Here is an 18,124-nt window from a genome sequence, read left to right on the forward strand (position 1 = left end):
ACCAGCACCACGCACCACCAGCACAACCACGCGTCCGAGCAACCGCGGCCCAGGGCCCGGTCGCTCGGACGCGAGTTTTTGCGGGGCGACGTACCTAGCTCAGTGACTGAGGAGCCGACATGAACACCCACCCAATCGACCGCATCGCGGCGCTGCCGGCGTACGTCCCGGGCAAACCCGCCAAAGTCAAACTCGCCAGCAACGAGAACCCGTTTCCGCCGCTGCCGTCGGTCATCGAGGCGATCACGGTTGCGGCGGGCGAGATTAATCGCTACCCCGACACCGCGTCGCTCGAGCTACGCGAGCAGGTAGCCCGAAAGTACGACGTACCGCCCGAGCAAGTGGCCATCGGTGCCGGCTCGTTGACGATCGGCGAACAGATCCTGCAGGCGTTCACCCATGAGGGCGACGAGATCGTCTACGGATGGCGTTCATTCGAGGCCTACCCGCTCGTCAGTGCCGTCGTCGGGGTTCGCGCGATTCAGGTGCCGTTACGAGAGCACATGTACGACCTCGACGCGATGCTCGCCGCGATCACCGACCGCACGCGGGTGATCATCGTCTGCAATCCCAACAACCCCACCGGTACGGCCGTGCAGCGCGATCGCCTGGTCGCGTTTCTTGACGCCGTACCGTCAGAGGTGCTGGTAATCATCGATGAGGCGTATGGCGAGTACATCGACGACCCGCAGATCGCATCGGGGGTCGACCTCATCAAGGGGCGCCAGAACGCGTGCCTGCTCAAGACGTTCTCCAAGGCGTACGGTCTAGCCGCGCTGCGGATCGGCTACGTCGTCTCTGAAAACCTCGACATCGCCGCGTCGGTCGGCAAGACCGCGATGCCGTTCAGTGTCTCGACGATCGCCCAGGCGGCGGCGATCGCGAGCCTCCACGCGGAGGGCGAGTTGCGTGACCGCGTCGCGCAGACCACCAGCGAGCGTGTCCGACTCACGACCGAGCTCAGGGCGCTCGGCTGGACGGTGCCCGACTCGCAGGCCAACTTCGTGTGGATCGACTCGGGCACCGACACGCCCGAACTGGTACGCCGGCTCGGTGCGGTCGGCATCAGCGGGCGCGCGTTCGGCGAGGAAGGTATCCGAGTCACCGTCGGTACGCCGGACGAGAACGATTTGTTCTTGAGCGCCGTACGCGGCTGAATCGCTCGTGCCCGACACGACAACATGGAAAGATGACCAAGACCCGCGACAGCCATGAAGGGCAGCATCCAGCAGTGACCGCATCGCCACGAGTGTTTTCCGGCATCCAGCCGACGTCCGACTCGTTCCACCTGGGCAACTATCTCGGCGCGCTGCGTCACTGGGTGGCGCTGCAACAGACGCATGATCCGATCTACTGCGTGGTCAACCAGCACGCGCTCACCGTGGACCCGAGCCCCGCCGATCTGCATCGGCGCACGCGGGCCAGCCTCGCTCAGCTCGTCGCGCTCGGCGTGGACCCGGACCGTTCGGTGCTGTTCGTGCAAAGCGACGTACCTGAGCATGCCCAACTCACATGGGTCTTGGAGTGTCTTACTGGATTCGGTGAGGCGAGCCGGATGACCCAGTTCAAGGACAAGAGCGCCAAAGGCGGCGCGGATCGGTCGTCGGTGGGTCTCTTTACCTACCCGATGCTGATGGCCGCCGACATCCTGCTCTACCAGACACACGTCGTCCCGGTGGGCGAGGATCAGCGCCAGCACTTGGAGCTCACCCGCGACCTCGCGGCCCGGTTCAATGCGAAGTACGGCGAGACCTTCGTCGTACCCGAGCCGCATATCGTCAAGGAAACCGGCCGAATCGTCGACTTGCAAAACCCGACCGGCAAGATGAGCAAGTCGACGGCCACCGAAAACTCCCTCGTCAACGTGCTCGATACGCCCAAGCAAATGAGCAAGAAGATCAAGAGCGCGATGACCGACTCGATCGGCGTGGTCAGCTTCGATCCGGACAACCAGCCTGGTGTCGCAAACCTGCTCACGATCCTCGGATCGATCACCGATCGCGACCCTGAGAGCCTCGTCGCCGATTACGCCGGCAAGGGTTATGGGGCACTCAAGGTGGATACGGCGGACGCGGTCGTCGCCGTCTTCGAACCGATCGGCAACAGGACCCGTGAGCTCCTCGACGATCCGGCGGAACTCGACAAGATCATGGACCGCGGTGCCGAGCGAGCGCGGGTAATTGCCGCAGACACCCTTGCGAAGGTCTATCGGGCTATCGGATTTGATGGCCGTGACGCTGGTCGCCCGGCTGTATCGAGTCGCGAGTAAGGCGGCTAGATGTCGACACCGATCAGCCATACGCCGGAGCCTCCGGTGGATGATGAGGACGGCGAAATCACGCTTGGCGTGTCGATCACGGTGCCGGAGCCGCACGCGTCCGAGCTGACGCACTGGCGGGTCAAGATCGGTGATCCGCTCGCCAATCTGGTCGAACCGCACATCACGCTGATCCCGCCGACAGCGATACCAGTGGCGCAGCTGTCCGACGTACTGGACCGGTTGCGATGGCACGCGGCGCGGCACCACGACTTCACGCTGCATTTGCGTGGCACCGGCACCTTCCGGCCGATTTCGGACGTCGTGTTCGTCGCGGTCTCACAAGGTATCTCCGCGTGCGAGATCCTCGCCGACGACCTGCGTTTCGGTCCACTCGAGGTGCCGCTGCAGTTTCCCTACCATCCACATGTCACCGTTGCGCACAACGTCTCGGAGGACTATCTCGACGAGGCCTACGAAGGTCTGGAGGGTTTTCGTGCCAACCTGGTCGTCGACCAGGTAGCAGTACATCGCCAGAACGACAACGGTTCATGGGACCGGATCGCCACCTATCCGCTAGCGAAGGGTAGTTTGCGCAATGCCACAAGCACGCGCTGACGAAGTTGAGTTCGACGAAATCACTACTCGAGAGGCAGATGCTGAGCCTGACGAGCAGAAGGGCAAGCTCGGTCAGAAGCTCGACGAGCTGAAGGCGAAGTATCCCTGGCTCGACCACCTGATGCGCGCGGGGGAGCGATACACCGAGCGCAACGGTGACATGTACGCCGCCAGCATCACTTATCTGACCTTCCTCGCGCTGTTCCCGATCCTGCTGCTGGCGGTCGCCGTCTTCGGGTTCGTCATGCGCGGCAACCCCCAGATGTTCGACGACATCAACAAGTCCCTCGCGGAAAGCGTGCCTGGCGGCGCAGGAGACCTGATCGCCAACGCGTTGACTGCGGCCCGTGACCAGGCCACAGGTATCGGAATCATTTCGCTTGTGCTGGTTGCCTACACCGGGACTGGCTGGGTGAGCAACCTCCGCAAGGCGACACAGGAGATGTGGGGGCAGCCCCACGAGAAACAGCCATTTGTCAAACAGTTTCTGGGTGACCTCGGTACCCTGGTCGGTCTTGGACTAGCGCTCGTCGTCTCGATTGGTCTGTCAACAGTTGCCGGCGACGTGACGACCTACCTCGTCAAGTTGATCGGACTGGATCATCTTCCGGGGGCGTTCGTGCTGATGAAGATCATCGCGATCGCGGCAGCGTTGATCGCCGACGTGCTGCTGTTCCTCTACATCATCGTGACACTGCCGCGACAGAAGCTGCCGTTTCGCGCGGTGTTGCGTGGAGCGCTCTTTGGCGCGATCGGGTTCGAGATTCTCAAGGTCGTCGGCACGATCTACATCCCCCGTGTGGCAGCGAGTCCGGCGGCCGGCGTCTTTGGCGCCGTGCTTGGACTTCTCGTGTGGATCAATTTGATGTCCCGACTAATGCTCGTCACGATCACCTGGACGGCGACCTCGAGACCAGTGCTGGAGATACGCCGGGCGGAGGCCGAGGCGTTGGGCATCGGTAGCGAGCGGACCCAGCAGGAATCCGAGCTTGCCCGCCTCCAGGCGATCGAAGAGCATCGACGCAACGCGCCGTACTCCCCAGGTGTCGTGCTTGGGGTGCTGCTCGCGGCCGGTGCCGTCGTCGGCTCGCTGATACCTGGATTCATTCGGCGCTGGTGGGACGCCGAGCGGACATAGCCCCCCGACAGATCCCGTCCGGGCTGCGCGCCCAAGAAAGACTCGGACCGACCTGGGCGGACTGGCTGGCGCGCTTGCCGAGGCTCGCCGACGAGATGCTGCGCGAATGGGACCTGACCGAGGACGGGGCGCCGATGCACGGCTTCTGCTCGCTGGTGATCCCGGTGCGGGCGGCTGCCGGACAGCGGGCCGTACTCAAGCTTGGGTACGACGGTGACGATGAGTCTCAGTTCGAGCACCTCGCGCTGCAAGGATGGCACGGGAGCGGCGCCGTACAACTGCTGCGCGCGGAGCCGGGCCGACGCGTGATGCTGCTGGAACGACTAAAGGCCAGGGATCTTCGTTCGGTCTCCGAGTCAGAGGCGTGCGATGTCGTCGCAGGTCTGTATCCGCGGCTGCACGTGCCGGCGCACCCGCAGCTGCGCTCGCTCACGTCGTACGTCGAGCGGTGGGCCAATGCGCTCAACACCTTGCCGTCCGATGCCCCGGTCCCACGGCGGCTGGTGGGTCAGGCCGTTGCGTTGGCCGGCGACTTCGTGGGCGACGAGAGGAGCACGGGTACAACGATCCACGGTGACCTGCATTTCGAAAATGTGCTCGCCGGTGATCGTGAACCGTGGCTAGCCATCGACCCCAAGCCGATGTCTGGTGACCCGCACTACGAGGTCGCGCCGATGCTGTGGAACCGCTGGGACGAGCTGGTCGCCTCCGGCGATGTGAGGTCCGCGGTACAAAGGCGGTTCTATCGGCTGGTCGACGGCGCCGGGCTAGACCCGGACCGGGCCCGCGACTGGGTGGTCGTGCGCATGGTGCTCAACGCGTACTGGGCGATCGAAGATGCTGGCCGAGCCCGGACCTCGCTTAGCAATGACGATCAGCGATGGATCACTCGCTGCATCGCGATCGCCAAGGCAGTCCAGTAGGGCTGATCTGTCCTCGGCCGCGGACATTCGTGACGGACAGGCGGACATTCGTGACGGACGGGCGGACATTCGTGACGGACGGGCGGAATTTCGTGACGGATCGCGCTGGGTGGCGTACGGGGTCTCGGTTCGCAGATCAATAGCGGCGTCCCCCGATCATCGCCTAGTGGCGGCGGTCCTTGGGCTTCTTCTTGTTCTTGGAGTGCACCGGTGCGGCGATCCAGATCGCCCCGCCGACGAGCAGGACCAGGATCGGGATCGCCGGCCACAGCGGCACGCCATGGCTTCGGGGAGTGGTCTCGGCGACCGGTGTGCCGGCTCCATCGCTGAGCGCGGGCGCCGATGATCCGATCGATTCCGACACGGAGGCCGGTTGTTCGGAGACCTCGCCGGGTACGACGAGTTTGCCGAGGCCGCTGGTCGTCGCCGGCGTGCTGAATCCCCAGTCGAGAAGCGCGGCCGCCTGCTGCCACGTCTGTACCGGAGTCTGCTCGGCCTGCATGAGGCTCACGATCAGCGTGCGACCGTTTTGTGCCGCAGCGCCCACGAACGTGTGCCGGGCGGCGTCGGTAAATCCGGTCTTCCCGCCTAATGCGCCCGGGTACTGGTGGGTGAGCAGCTTGTCTTGAGTGCTGTAGTTGAGCGGGCCGTACTTCGGCGGCACCGGCGGCAGCTGGCCGGTGAGCTCACCGGCGATCTTGAGTGTCGCGGGGTTACTGATGATTTCACGTAGGAAGATGCATAGGTCGTACGGCGACGAGCTCTGCCCGCTGACATCCAGGCCAGAAACGGTTCCGGCGATCGTGTCGTATGCCTGGAGCTCCTTTGCTTTTGCGTTCATCAGGGACAGCGACTTGGAGACTCCGCCGGCGCCTTCGGCCAGCATCTGGGCTGCGTCGTTGCCGGATTGCAGGACAAGCGCATTCCAGAGTTGGGCGACGGTGTATTGGCCGTTCTCGACGATTCCGACCCGGCTCCCTTCGACACTGGCGTCTTCGTGAGTCGCGGTCAGGATCTGGTTTGGGTCCAGCAGGGGGTAGAGCGTCGTCATGGTGAGCAGCTTGAGGGTGCTGGCGGGGTAGTAGCGCCCATGCGGATCTTGAGCGGCCAGGATCTGACCGGAAGTAGCATCGGCGATGACCCACCCCTTGGCGTCGATCCCGCCCGGCAGGGCGGGTGTGCCGGGTGCTTGTACGCGGGCGCGCGTGTCGAGTCCGGGGCCGCCGATCGTAATTCCATCTGGCCCGAATCCCTGTGGTGGTCCGGCAGGATACGGCGCGGTTGGGGTCGGTGCTGACGCGTCGATGGATGGCGATGGCGGACTCGATGGGTCTGCGGAGGCCACTGGTCCGCCGGTGATGAGCATGCCGAGGGTGGCTACCGTCGCGAGTATTCTGGGCGCCTTTGGGCGGCGTCCTGCGCGGCGGTGGAACATCCCTCGACTCTAACGAGGCAGCGGGTAAAACCGCCGTACGATCGGGGTGTGGCGAATCCGGCAAAGATCCCTGCGTGACCTGCGTTTCAGGTGGGTTAGCAGGACTATTACTTGATCGCCCCGGGTCCCACCGCGGCTAGTGCCGGGTCTTTCAGCGGTGACAGTTTGGTCTTACGCTGCTGCCGGTTGGACAGATACTGCGCGAACTTCGATAGCGAGTAGTTGATCAGCACGTAGACGGTGCCGAGGATCAATGCCATCGGGATGTAGTTGCGCAGCGTCGGATTGGCCGCGATCAGTTGACCGGACCGGACGAACTCTTCGAATGCCACGATGAAGCCCAGCGACGTGTCCTTGAGCGCTACGACGCTTTGACTGACGATCGCCGGCAGCATGGTGCGGATCGCCTGGGGGGCAAGAATCATTCGCAGCGTCTGTGTCGGCCGCAGACCGATCGAGTACGCCGCTTCGCGTTGGCCGGTGGGCACCGAGTTGACCCCGGCCCGCAGGATCTCGGCAAGCACCGACCCGTTATACAGCGTGAGGCCGAGAATCAGGCTGGCCAGCGCGCCCTGGCTGCGTCCGAGACCGAGATTGTCCATGACGTCCGTGACGCCGATGCTGTCGAAGAAGCCCTGCATCGCGTGCGCATAGCGCAGGAAGATAAACAGGATCAGCAGCACGAGGGGTACGGCGCGGAAGAACTCCACCACAATCGTGCCGATCCACCGAATGGGAGCGATCGTGGATAGGCGCATGGATCCGAAGATCGCGCCGAAAATCAGTGCCAGGATAATCGAGAATACGGCCGCGATGAGCGTGTTGAGCAGACCGTTGGCGAGTGTGCGAATGACATTGGGATTGACGAACGGATCCCACATTTTCGACTCGAACTGGCCGCTCTGGTTGAACTTGTAGACGATGAATCCAAGGAAGGCGACGATGATCACGACACCGACGGTGCCGAACACCCGCTGCCGTGCGCGACCCTTGGGCCCGGGCGCGTCGAACAGGACGTTGCTCATCGCTTGACCTCCAGCTTGCGCTCCAGCAATCGTGCCGCCCCTGATATTGCGAAGACGATGATGATGTAGCCGGCCGCCGTACCGGCGAATACGGCGTAGATGGACTGCGGATGGTCACGCACGAGGCTATCCATTTGGTACGCCGCCTCCGTGATGCCGAAGGCCTCGACGATCGCGGTGTTCTTGACGAGCGCGATGAAGACGCTGGCCAACGGCGGAATGACTGCCCGAAACGCCTGCGGCAGGATTACTAGTGACAGGTTTTGCTGGAAGGTCAGTCCGATGGAACGCGCTGCCTCGGCCTGCCCGACGTTGACCGAGTTGATGCCCGATCGCAGCGCCTCGCACACGAACGCGGCGGTGTAGATGGACATTGCGGCTGCCGCGAAGGCGAAGAGGTGGTCGCCGGTGATACCGAGCTGGGGTAGGCCGAAGATGAAAAGTACGAACAGCAGCACCAACGGGGTGTTGCGGAAGATGTTGACGTACGACGTACCGATTGCCCGGAAGACCGGTACCGGTGACACCCGGAAACTCGCGAGTATAGTGCCGAGGATCAGGGCGCAGACCCCCGCGATCGCGCTGAGCGCGAGAGTCTTACCGAACCCGCTGAGCAGGTCCGGCAAGTTGTCGATCAGTACGTTCACGTACGACGTCCTTCCATCTGCCTATCGACATGAGCCCGGTGGGGCGTGACCGCCGACGGCGATCACGCCCCACGCCTGGGACTATGCGCAGGCGTCAACCGTCGGTGGCTTCGGCGCGTCAACCTTGGCCTTGCCGAGGGTGTCCTTGAAGGCCTGCTCCCACGATCCGTCTTTGAACGAGTCTTTGATCGTCGTGGACAGGAACTCGCAGAACTTGGTGTCGCCCTTAGCGAAGCCGATGCCGTAGCGCTCCTCGCTGAACGTGTCGCCTACAACCTTGAGCTTGTCGGGGTCCTGAGCGGCGTAGCCGAGCAGGATCGGGCCGTCGGTGGTGACCGCGTCAACGGTCTTGTTCAACAGTGCCTGCACGCACTCGGAGTAGGTGCCGAACGGTTTCGGTGTGGCGCCGTACTTCTCCTCGACGGTTTTGATCGAGGTCGAGCCGGTGACCGAGCAGACGCCCTTGCCGGTGAGGTCATCCGGGCCCTTGATCGAGTCGTCGTCCGAACGCACCAGCAGCTGCTGGCCGGTGACGTAGTAGGGGCCTGCCATGCCGACGATCTGCTTGCGTTCGTCGGTGATCGAGTACGACGCGACGACGATGTCGACGGTGCCGTTCTGTAGGAACGGTTCGCGGTTCTTCGAGACGGTCTCGACCCACTGGATCTTGTCCGCCGGAATACCGAGCTTTGCTGCGACGATCTTGGCGATCTCGATGTCGAAGCCCACGGGCCCGGACTTGGATGGGTCTTTGTAGCCGAGGCCGGGCTGATCGAATTTCACGCCGATCTTGATGGACTGCGCCTTGTTGAGCGCCTCCATCTTCGTGCCGGCGTCAAACGAAACCGACTTGTCGACTTTGGGCTGGTTGCTGCTGTCGTCTTTGGCCTTGCCGCAGCCGGTGATAGCCAGCGCGAGCGCGGCAATTGCCGCAACTGCCGCAATCTTGGTCCGCATGGGGGTCCCTCTCATCTTTTGGTTGGTTAGCGGATTACTGGAGGTGGGGACGCGGACGTGGGGCGTCCGGTCTGGTTGGTTACCGATCTGCGTCATCGTGACGGGACCTGGACGTTGGGGCTCTAGTGGTTGAGGATCTTTCCGAGGAAGTCCCGGGCACGATCGGACTTCGGGTTGCTGAAGAACTCGTCCGGCGGCGCCTGCTCGACGATTTGTCCGTCGGCCATGAAGATGACGCGATCGGCCGCCTTGTGGGCGAAACCCATCTCGTGGGTGACCACGACCATGGTCATGCCCTCCTTCGCCAGCTGCACGATGACGTCGAGGACCTCCTGAACCATCTCAGGGTCGAGCGCTGAGGTGGGCTCGTCGAACAGCATGACCTTGGGATGCATCGCCAGCGAGCGGGCGATGGCGACCCGTTGCTGCTGCCCACCGGACAGCTGTGCGGGCATCTTGGATGCCTGGTTTCCGATGCCGACTCGGTCGAGCAGCTTCATGCCCTCTTCCTCGGCGTCCTTCTTCGACATCTTCTTGACCTTGATCGGCCCGAGCGTGACGTTGTCGAGGATCGACTTGTGTGCAAATAGATTGAAGCTCTGGAAAACCATGCCGACCTCGGCCCGCAACGCCGCCAGTTCCTTACCCTCTTCGGGAAGTATCTTGCCGTCGATGACGATCTCGCCCTCACCGATCGTCTCGAGTCGGTTGATGCAGCGGCACAGCGTGGACTTACCGGACCCTGATGGGCCGAGTACGACGACTACCTCGCCACGATTGACGTCGAGGTTGACGTCTTTGAGGACATGCAAGTCGCCGTACCACTTGTTAACGCCCTTGATCTGCACAAGCGCAGATGGCGGTGCGCTCACGTTCGCTTCGCTCATGGGGGAAAACACTACTTGTGATTGGCGCAAAATCTGGGTATCTGCGGTCACAGACGTGTTACAGATGTGTGATCAAAATACGGACCGCCGGCCGCCCGGCTCCGGTTGCAGATCGAAGACGTCGAGGTAGAACGACAGCTCGGCCTCGTAGGTGCGTTTGATCGACGATGCGAACCGAAATCCATGGCCCTCGTCGGCGAACTCGACGAGCTCTACCGTCCCGCCTCGCTCCTCAATTGCGTGGACCATGGCTTGTGCTTGGTTTGGCGGCACAACCTTGTCCTCCAGGCCCTGCAGCAGCAGGATCGGCGCGGTGATCTCGGCCGCGTTGTGCAGGGGAGAGCGCTCCCGGAAAGTGGCGGCCGCGCGGGGATACGGCCCGATGAGACCGTCGAGGTACGACGACTCGAACTTATGGGTGTCCTTGGCTAGCAGCTCGAGGTCGGCGACGCCGAAGTGGCTCGCGCCTGCCGCGAATGTCTCGGTGGTCGACAGCGCGCGCAACACGGTGTAGCCGCCCGCGCTCGAGCCGCGAATCGCGATGCGATGCCGATCAACCTGACCGCCATCGGCGAGTGACAGCGCGCCGCTCACGCAGTCGGCGACGTCGACCAACCCCCAGTTGCCGCGCAGCTTCTCTCGGTAGGCCCGACCGTAACCGGAGCTTCCGCGGTAATTGACGTCGAGCAACGCGAACCCGCGGCTGGTCCAGAATTGAGCATGCAGGCTGTAGGCGGGTAGCGCGGCGGCCGTCGGCCCGCCGTGCACATTCACAAGCAGTGGTGGTGGTGGGGCCTGCGGCGCTTCTGTCTGGCGCTCCCCGGCCGGCGGGTAGAAGTAGCCGTGGCAGATTTCGTTGTCGGTGGTCACCCATTCGACCGGTTGTGCGCGCGATACGGGTGCGGTTGGTGCAGGGCCGGCCCTCTGCAGGTCCACCGTGCGACCGTCGACCGGGTCGAGGGAGGTGACCGCGGATGGTCGGTCGTGGAAAGCCAGCACCGCGACAATGCGTCCGGCGCCGGCGGCGAGGTGCGTCGCGTCGGCGATGTCGAGGCCGAGGTCGCGTAGCTCGCGAGTATCGGTGTCCAGTACGCCGAGCCGCGCGGTGCCCGCCTCCGACCAATGGCAGGCGATCGTGCGTTCGTCGAGGACGGCGAAGCTGGCCATGCCGAGCGACCATTGCGGTGCCGCGAACTCGGCATCCAGCGGATGAAGTGGCTCGACCTCGTCATCGTTGAATAGGTAGAGGTTGGACCATCCGGTGCGGTCGCTGACGAATACGAGGCGCCCGTCCGGCAGCCACCGCGGTTGTCCGGCCGCTTCGTCGGGGCCGCCCGCGACGACCGTTCGACCGCTGATCATGGACCCACGGTGGTAGGCGGCTACTTGAACCCGGCTGGTGTCCCAGGGCATGTCTGGGTGGTCCCATGCGACCCAGGCCAGCCGTGATCGGTCCGGTGACAGCGACGGCCCGGACACGAAGTCACTCGCCGGTGTGATGACGGTGCCGGGGTCGGGGTTGTCGCCGTACAAGGGAATTTCGACGATCTCGTTGAGCGGCTCGCGGGTTGAGGTGAGGTGGTTTTCGCGCACGGCCAGTACGACGCCGAGGTCCGGGTAGACCTGGATGTCGGCGTACCGGGCCTTATGCGTGAGCGTCGCGGCCGGCGTGATCGCGACCGGTTCGGTGTCTCCAGGGCCGAACCGCCACAGTCGCGCGTCGGGGAAGTTGGAGAAGACCACAACGCCGTCGCGTACGCCGTACGCGCCGCCGCCGTACTCATGTACGCCCGTCATTAGGGCGAACGTGGACGCGAGGACCGGTCGGGCGGGGCCGCCCGCTGTTCGCCGGACCAACGCCGGCCGGCCATTGTTGTCCGACCGGCTCTCAAGCCAGTAGACGGTGTCTCCGTCGCAGTTCACGGACGACAGCTTTACCGAGTCACCGGCAAGACGCTCAGGGGTGATCGATGAGGGCCAGGTGCCGTAAGGCGTGGGTGTGATCACCGCGCCAGGCTATCGGACACGACCGACATGCGGTCCGTACGGCGGGGCGCCAAGTCATTGGTTGCAACGCTTTGGTTTCGGCGCGTCGATTCCGGTGTATTCGTGTGAGTTCTCGGTCTACTCTGGGCGCCTGTTGAAATTTGCGGTTGCAAAACGGTCGGTGCGTACCGTCACCGGCAGCCGCCGTCTGAAAGGAGACGGTCTTGCGCCGTCAACGTGGAATCCGTGGAGGCGCGGTTATCGCCTCACTTCTTGCCGGAGCTCTCGTACTTGGCGGATGTGGTTCTAGTAGCAACGACAAATCGAGCTCTGAATCGGGTAACTCGTCCGGCGTCAAGGTAGGCGTCGCCTTCGATGTCGGTGGCCGTGGAGACAAATCGTTCAACGACTCCGCATCAACCGGTATCGATAAGGCCGTCAAGGACTTCGGCCTAGCCAAGCCAACGGAGCTGTCCGGTAAGCCGGATGAAACCGATGCGGATAAGGAAGATCGCCTGCGCCAGCTCGCAGACGGCGGCGCCACCGCCATCATTTGTGTCGGCTTCTCGTACGCCCCGGCGCTTGAGGTTGTCGCCCCGGACTACCCGGATGTGAAGTTCGAGATCCTCGACAACGGCACCGTCAAGGCCGACAACGTTGCCGGCTACACGTTTAAGGACAACGAGAACGCCTACCTCGTCGGCACACTTGCCGCGCTTGCCTCCAAGACCGGCACCATCGGGTTCGTCGGCGGCGTCAACGAGACCCTGATCAACAACTTCGAGGTCGGCTTCGATGCTGGAGCCAAGGCCGCCAAGTCCGACATCGTGATCGAGAAGCAGTACCTCACCGAAGCCGGTGACTATTCCGGATACAGCTCGCCAGACAAGGGCAAGATCGCGGCTGAGGGTATCTACGACAAGGGCGCCGACATCATTTACGCGGCAGCGGGCCTGTCCAACAACGGCGTCTTCGAGGCCGCAGCCGAGAAGAAGAAGTTCGCGATCGGCACGGACTCCGACCAGTACCTCACGGCTGACCCGTCGTACAAGGAACAGATCATCGGTTCGGCGCTGAAGCGTCTGGACACGGCGGCGTACAAGTTCATCGAGTCGGTTAAGGACGACAAGTTCAAGCCCGGCAACTTCTCGCTCGGCCTGAAGGAAGACGGTGTCGACTACGTCATCAACAACGCGGAGATCAAGAGCGCGGTTGGTGCGAAGGTGGACGAGGCCAAGAAGTCGATCGTCGACGGCGACGTCAAGGTCCCGTCGAAGTCGTAACATCTTGGCGCACGCAGATCGATAAGCAAGGATGGTTCGGCGGGTGTTCCCACAATGTTGGGGACACCCGCCGAGCCGGGTTTAACCAATCCTCGAGGTGTGAATGACCAAGCAAGCCGAGTCGGGCCTGGCCGTCGAGCTGATCGGCATCACGAAACGTTTTCCGGGCGTCGTGGCAAACAAAGACATCTTCCTGAAGGTGCGCACGGGCACCGTGCACGCGATCGTCGGGGAGAACGGCGCCGGCAAGTCGACTCTGATGAAAACGCTTTACGGTATGCAGCGGCCCGATGAGGGAGAGATCCTGATCGACGGCCAGCCGGTCAAGTTCACGACCCCGCTCGATGCGATCAAGGCCGGCATCGGGATGGTGCACCAGCACTTCATGCTCGCCGACAACCTCACGGTGCTCGAAAACATCGTGCTCGGTGCCGAGAACTTGCACGGCATCGGCACGGCGGCGAAGAAGAAGATCCGCGAGATCTCCAGCAGTTATGGCATGGACCTTGACCCGGATTCCCTTGTTGAAGAGCTCGGGGTCGGTGATCGTCAGCGGGTGGAGATCGTCAAGGTTCTTTACCGCGGCGCGAAGATCATCATCCTGGATGAGCCGACCGCCGTCCTGGTTCCGCAGGAAGTGGACGAGCTTTTCGACAACTTGCGCGAACTGAAGAGTGAAGGTCTCACGGTCATCTTCATTTCCCACAAACTCGACGAGGTGCTGTCGGTCGCGGACGACGTTACTGTCATCCGACGCGGTACGACGGTCGCGGCCGTCGACCCCAAAGTCACGACCGCGAAGCAGTTGGCCGAGCTGATGGTCGGCAACGAACTACCGGAACCAACCACGCGCGGCAACACGATCCAGCCGGACGTCGTCGTACTGAACATCGCCGGGATGACGGTCAACGGGGCCGGCGGGCGCCCGACCGTCAACGACGTCAGTCTCAAGATCCGAGCGGGCGAGATTCTTGGCATTGCCGGTGTCGAGGGCAACGGGCAGGCCGAGCTCGTCGAGGCGATTATGGGCCTGCGACTTCTCGAGTCCGGCTCAATCGACTTCGACGGCGACAACATCGTCGAGTGGTCTACCCGCCGCCGTCGAGAGGCCGGTATCGGTTATATACCTGAAGATAGGCACCGGCACGGCCTGTTACTGGACTCGCCGCTCTGGGAGAACCGGATCCTCGGGCATCAGACGCAGAAGCCCAACATCAAGGGCAACTTCTTCATCGACGTGGTCGACGCGAAGGCCGACACCAAGCGCATCGTGGCCGAGGAAGACGTCCGTACGCCGAGCATCGACGTCACTGCCGGTTCGCTGTCCGGTGGCAACCAGCAAAAGCTGATCATCGGCCGGGAGATGGCCCACAGCCCTAAACTACTGATCGCCGCGCACCCGACTCGAGGTGTAGATGTGGGCGCTCAGAGCGCGATCTGGGACAACCTGCGCTCGGCGCGCGCGGCGGGGATGGCCATGTTGCTGATCTCCGCCGACCTTGATGAGCTGATCGGTCTGAGTGACACCTTGCTGGTAATCCTGCGCGGCGCGATCGCGGGCGGGTTCGATCCGAGCACCGTGACCCCAGAAGACCTTGGCGGCGCCATGACCGGCGCGGGGGAGAAGACGAGCGGCGCGGGGGAGAAGAAGTGACCGAGCCAACGAACCGCGGTGAGTCGAACGACGACGGTGACCGCACGCCGGACCAGATTGACGGCGTCACCGCGACCGATCTCGAACCCGAACGCGAGTCGGTCAGCGGACCCTCGCTGCGTCAGGCCCGGATCCGCAAGCTCGGGCTGACGATGTCCGCCCCTGTCGCGGCGTTTATCTTCGCTCTCGTTGTCGTAGCGATCGTCATCATTGCCTCAGGTTTCAATATCGGCGCCGTACTGGACAGCGTCAATCAGACGATGTCGCGCGGACGCAACATAGTGGAGCTGATCAACCGCACCGGGATGTACTACATCTCCGCGCTCGCGGTCGCGGTCGGCTTCCGCATGAACCTGTTCAACATTGGCGTCGAGGGACAATACCGGCTTGCGGCACTTGTCGCGGCGTACGTCGGCGCATCGGTCAACAATCTGCCCGCAGTACTGCACATCCTCGTCATGATTGTGACCGCCTCGATCACCGGCGCGATCTGGGCTGGCATCGCCGGCATCCTGAAGGTCACGCGCGGGGTCAGCGAAGTCATCTCGACAATCATGCTCAACGCGATCGCCGCCGCGCTGATCGGTTTCTTGCTGCGCGATGGCGGGTGGAGCCCCGATCCAGGTGGGCGCAAACCGTTCACCGAGACGATCGATCAGTCCGGTTGGTTTCCGGACCTCAACAAGATCGTCAACCCGATCCTCGACGCGCTCGGCTTCGATCCGCCGCCACCGTCGACGAAGACCTATGGGTTCATCGTCATCGCCCTCCTGCTAGGTGTGGTTTACGCCTTCCTGCTTAAACGCACGCGGTTCGGCTTCGACCTTCGCGCCTCGGGCCAAAACCCGACCGCTGCGGCCGCTAGCGGCGTCAGCGCGAAGAAGATGACGATTTATGCGATGTTCATCTCCGGCGGGATCGCCGGGCTGGTGGGGATGGCTGAGCTTCTCGGTGGCAACCAGCACAACTTCTCCGAGACGTTTCTGAGCGGGTTTGGTTTCATCGGGATCGCGGTCGCATTGCTTGGTCGCAACTCGCCGGTCGGGATGTTTTTCGCCGCGATCGTCTGGGCCTTCCTTGACGTTGCCACTCGCGGATTTCAGATCATCGGGATCTCCAACAAGCTGGCCTCGATCATGCAGGCAGTCGTGCTTTTTGCCGTGGTTATTGCTTACACGGTCGTCTCGCGCAGGGCCAAGGAGGCCGAAGCGCGATCGGTCGCGGCCAATACCCCGGCGCATCCGGCGGAGATCCCAGACGGCGGTCCGCCGTCGACGGACTCGACATCTGAAGAAGCCGCCGACGTTGAGCAGCCACACCAGCGAACGACCGATAGCGACAGCGGGGAGGGGACACGATGACCACCGGCAGCAGCGCGCTTATCGACGCCGGCGTGGAGCATCCCGGGGGCGCTCGCCGCAAGCGGATCAGCACCCGCGGTAAGCTCGCCATTCTCGCGGCCGTGTTCGTTGCATTCTGCCTGGTGCGGTGGGCTACCGGCGCGACGCAGTTCACGTCCGTCGGCTCGATAACGGCCACCCTCGTGCTGACGATGCCGATCGCGATGGCCGGCCTGGCGGGGCTCTGGTCCGAGCGCTCAGGCATCGTCAACATCGGGCTCGAAGGCATGCTGATCGCCGGCACAATCTTCGGCGCGTGGCAGGGTTCGCTGCACGGCCCGTGGGTCGGCGTTATCGCGGGCATGATCGGCGGTGCGCTCTTCGGTCTCATTCACGCCATCGCCACCGTCACTTTCGGTGTCGACCACATTGTGTCCGGTGTCGCGATCAATCTCCTCGCCCTCGGTGTTGCCGGGATGATGGCCGAACTGTTGTTTCCCGAGTCAAACGGCAAACAGTCACCGCCGGTCGGGCAGATCACCAAGATCACGCTGCCGTGGAGCAACTGGATGAACGACGTGCAGCACAAGGGAATTCCGGTGGTGTCGGACCTAGCCGGGATCGTCGGCGGTCTCACTACTAACCTCAGCCTGCTGACGATCCTGTGTCTGGCGCTGTTCCCGATTACGTTCTACATCCTGTGGCGGACCGCATTCGGGCTGCGGGTGCGCTCCTCGGGCGAGAACCCGCAGGCGGCCGAGACGCTCGGTGTCAACGTCTACAAAATGAAGTACATCGCGGTGATCATCTCCGGTGCGATGGGTGGCATCGGGGGCGCCTACCTCGTCACCGTGAGCTCGCAGATATATCTGGAAAACCAGACCGGCGGACGTGGGTACGTCGGACTTGCGGCGCTGATCTTCGGCAACTGGACGACCAGCGGCACGCTGCTGGGAAGCCTGCTGTTCGGTTACACGAGTGCGGTCAACGCGCGGTCCGATCTCACTGCGTCGACCGCAATCGTCGTACTAGTCGCCCTCGGCCTGGCGATGATGCTGGTATTGGAGTTGCGCAAGCTGGCAGAACGACGCGCCGAGGTCGCGGTGAAGAGGTCCAGCCACCGGTCCACGCTGATCTTCACTGTGGTGGTTGGGATTGCGTCGGTGGCAGCGTTGGTGGTGGCGGCCATCCGGCTGCTGATCAGCATGGAGTTCATCCCCGGGCGCACGACGGTGAGCGGTACGCCGGCGAAGATCGGTCTCGGAATCGTCTTGGTGCTGGTTCTGATACTGATCGCCGCAGTGATCTACTTCGCGATCCGCGCATTCCAGTCGACTCGACTGCGCGCGCAATTCTCGCGCAACCTTGGCGCTTACGTCGTCGGCTATGTGATCTTCGGGTGGATGTGGCTGTCCAATACCGGTATTCCGCAGTCCTTCAAGTCGGCGATTCCTAACATCATCACGTTGCTCGTACTTGCCTTCGCCGCGCAGCGACTGAGACCACCGGCCGCGGACGGTCTCGACTACCGCAAGGGGAAATAGGCCATGGTCGACATCGACTGGGATTGGCTTCAGGAACGCGCGGTCGAGGCGATGCGACACGCCTATGCGCCGTACTCGAAGTTTCGGGTCGGTGTCGCGGCGCTCGTCGACGATGGTCGAACCGTCACCGGCTGCAACGTGGAGAACGCGGCGTACGGCGTCGCGCTGTGCGCTGAGTGCGGCCTCGTGTCGCAGCTGCATCTCACCGGCGGCGGCACGCTGGTCGCGGTGTCGTGCGTGGACGCCGAGGGATCGTCGTTGATGCCATGTGGGCGGTGCCGTCAGTTGCTCTGGGAGAACGGCGGACCGGAATGCTTACTGATGACCGCAAGTGGGCCCAGGCCGATGACCGAGATCCTGCCAGATGCGTTTGATGCCGGCGATATCGCGCATATCGTCAGGAAGTAGCGAACCCAAGACAAGGGAGCAC

General features: G+C 63.2%; 16 protein-coding genes. 10 read left to right on the plus strand and 6 right to left on the minus strand.

From position 1 onward, the window contains the following. The first annotated feature begins 119 nt into the window (after nucleotides 1-119). Genes hisC through CLV47_RS19310 form a run of 5 tightly spaced genes read left to right on the plus strand, consistent with a single transcriptional unit; the run spans nucleotide 120 to nucleotide 4,936 of the window. Nucleotides 120-1,157, plus strand: a complete 1,038-nt coding sequence (gene hisC / locus CLV47_RS19290; protein WP_106350755.1) for a histidinol-phosphate transaminase — start codon at nucleotides 120-122, stop codon at nucleotides 1,155-1,157. Between the two features lie 32 nt (nucleotides 1,158-1,189). Further along, a complete protein-coding gene (gene trpS / locus CLV47_RS19295) occupies nucleotides 1,190-2,269 on the plus strand; it encodes a tryptophan--tRNA ligase (protein ID WP_106350756.1) in 1,080 nt (359 codons plus the stop codon). A 9-nt stretch (nucleotides 2,270-2,278) separates the two neighbouring features. Further along, nucleotides 2,279-2,875 carry a 2'-5' RNA ligase family protein gene (locus tag CLV47_RS19300; RefSeq protein WP_106350757.1) on the plus strand — a complete coding sequence of 199 codons (597 nt, stop codon included), beginning with the start codon at nucleotides 2,279-2,281 and terminating at the stop codon, nucleotides 2,873-2,875. Beyond that, nucleotides 2,856-4,013, plus strand: coding sequence for a YhjD/YihY/BrkB family envelope integrity protein (locus CLV47_RS19305; RefSeq protein WP_106350758.1), 1,158 nt, complete (start codon nucleotides 2,856-2,858; stop codon nucleotides 4,011-4,013). Before CLV47_RS19300 ends, CLV47_RS19305 begins: the two co-directional genes overlap by 20 nt. Further along, entirely contained in the window at nucleotides 3,992-4,936 is a 945-nt protein-coding gene (locus CLV47_RS19310; RefSeq protein WP_202862701.1) for an aminoglycoside phosphotransferase family protein, read from the plus strand. The genes CLV47_RS19305 and CLV47_RS19310 overlap by 22 nt, the downstream gene beginning before the upstream one ends. A 163-nt stretch (nucleotides 4,937-5,099) precedes the next feature. Here CLV47_RS19310 and CLV47_RS19315 read toward each other — a convergent pair whose 3' ends face one another. The 6 genes from CLV47_RS19315 to CLV47_RS19340 all read right to left on the minus strand — a co-directional run bounded on the left by CLV47_RS19315 (nucleotide 5,100) and on the right by CLV47_RS19340 (nucleotide 11,894). Further along, on the minus strand, nucleotides 5,100-6,371 hold the full coding sequence (locus tag CLV47_RS19315) for a D-alanyl-D-alanine carboxypeptidase family protein (RefSeq protein WP_106350759.1): 1,272 nt from the start codon (nucleotides 6,369-6,371) through the stop codon (nucleotides 5,100-5,102). Nucleotides 6,372-6,478: 107 nt separating this feature from the next. Beyond that, entirely contained in the window at nucleotides 6,479-7,396 is a 918-nt protein-coding gene (locus CLV47_RS19320) for an amino acid ABC transporter permease (protein WP_106350760.1), read from the minus strand. Then, the gene (locus tag CLV47_RS19325) at nucleotides 7,393-8,043 is read right to left on the minus strand and encodes an amino acid ABC transporter permease (protein ID WP_106350761.1); all 651 of its coding nucleotides are present in this window, start codon (nucleotides 8,041-8,043) and stop codon (nucleotides 7,393-7,395) included. The genes CLV47_RS19320 and CLV47_RS19325 overlap by 4 nt, the downstream gene beginning before the upstream one ends. A gap of 81 nt (nucleotides 8,044-8,124) precedes the next feature. Further along, on the minus strand, nucleotides 8,125-9,000 hold the full coding sequence (locus tag CLV47_RS19330; RefSeq protein WP_106350762.1) for a glutamate ABC transporter substrate-binding protein: 876 nt from the start codon (nucleotides 8,998-9,000) through the stop codon (nucleotides 8,125-8,127). Between the two features lie 122 nt (nucleotides 9,001-9,122). Further along, nucleotides 9,123-9,887 (minus strand): amino acid ABC transporter ATP-binding protein, encoded by a 765-nt coding sequence (locus tag CLV47_RS19335; RefSeq protein ID WP_106350763.1) that lies wholly within the window; start codon nucleotides 9,885-9,887, stop codon nucleotides 9,123-9,125. A 72-nt stretch (nucleotides 9,888-9,959) separates the two neighbouring features. Continuing rightward, complete coding sequence (locus CLV47_RS19340; protein ID WP_106350764.1) at nucleotides 9,960-11,894, minus strand: S9 family peptidase; 1,935 nt, start codon at nucleotides 11,892-11,894, stop codon at nucleotides 9,960-9,962. A gap of 203 nt (nucleotides 11,895-12,097) precedes the next feature. On the opposite strand from CLV47_RS19340, the gene CLV47_RS19345 reads away from it, so the two are divergent. The 5 genes from CLV47_RS19345 (at nucleotide 12,098) to CLV47_RS19365 (ending at nucleotide 18,102) form a co-directional block, all read left to right on the plus strand. Further along, nucleotides 12,098-13,156, plus strand: a complete 1,059-nt coding sequence (locus CLV47_RS19345) for a BMP family lipoprotein (RefSeq protein ID WP_106350765.1) — start codon at nucleotides 12,098-12,100, stop codon at nucleotides 13,154-13,156. Nucleotides 13,157-13,259: 103 nt separating this feature from the next. Further along, nucleotides 13,260-14,810 (plus strand): ABC transporter ATP-binding protein, encoded by a 1,551-nt coding sequence (locus CLV47_RS19350; RefSeq protein ID WP_106350766.1) that lies wholly within the window; start codon nucleotides 13,260-13,262, stop codon nucleotides 14,808-14,810. Further along, complete coding sequence (locus CLV47_RS19355) at nucleotides 14,807-16,171, plus strand: ABC transporter permease (protein ID WP_106350767.1); 1,365 nt, start codon at nucleotides 14,807-14,809, stop codon at nucleotides 16,169-16,171. Before CLV47_RS19350 ends, CLV47_RS19355 begins: the two co-directional genes overlap by 4 nt. Beyond that, on the plus strand, nucleotides 16,168-17,694 hold the full coding sequence (locus CLV47_RS19360; RefSeq protein WP_106350768.1) for an ABC transporter permease: 1,527 nt from the start codon (nucleotides 16,168-16,170) through the stop codon (nucleotides 17,692-17,694). Before CLV47_RS19355 ends, CLV47_RS19360 begins: the two co-directional genes overlap by 4 nt. Nucleotides 17,695-17,697: 3 nt before the next feature. Next, the gene (locus CLV47_RS19365) at nucleotides 17,698-18,102 is read left to right on the plus strand and encodes a cytidine deaminase (protein ID WP_106350769.1); all 405 of its coding nucleotides are present in this window, start codon (nucleotides 17,698-17,700) and stop codon (nucleotides 18,100-18,102) included. Nucleotides 18,103-18,124: the final 22 nt, after the last annotated feature.

The sequence above is a fragment of the Antricoccus suffuscus genome, assembly GCF_003003235.1.
GTDB classification, from domain to species: Bacteria; Actinomycetota; Actinomycetes; order Mycobacteriales; family Antricoccaceae; genus Antricoccus; species Antricoccus suffuscus.